Origin of the sequence: Shewanella sp. AS16 (assembly GCF_021412365.1) — a bacterium.
GTDB lineage: Bacteria > Pseudomonadota > Gammaproteobacteria > Enterobacterales > Shewanellaceae > Shewanella > Shewanella salipaludis.
Genome location: NZ_JAKCLK010000315.1, coordinates 1 through 288, shown reverse-complemented (window position 1 = coordinate 288; position 288 = coordinate 1). Strand labels below are relative to the sequence as shown.

Sequence of the window (288 nt, the reverse complement as noted above, 5' to 3'; positions counted from 1 at the left end):
ATTTTCCCGTTATGCTGTGCTCCACCAATATCAGAATAGTCAGCAGCATCAGAATGCCCAGCTCCGCTACCCAATGTAACTGTAACTGTTACATCTGTTGTAGTGACATGATTCAGAGAAACCGTATAAACCAGTCCAGTGGAATCATCCTTATCTTCAATAGTTGCGGGAACATCCATTACGGTCCCATTGACACTAGCTATACCAGTAAAACCATCACCATTGACATCTGTTGATGTTGTCTCAACGCTAATACTCACTGTTGGTAACACATCAGTTTTTGAGGTT

1 protein-coding gene is annotated in these 288 nt (G+C 42.0%); it reads right to left on the bottom strand.

Annotated elements, in window-relative coordinates; genetic code table 11:
• Window positions 1-288, bottom strand: a 288-nt coding sequence (locus LZP73_RS20440; protein WP_234236790.1) for a hypothetical protein, incomplete at both ends; no start/stop codon positions are given.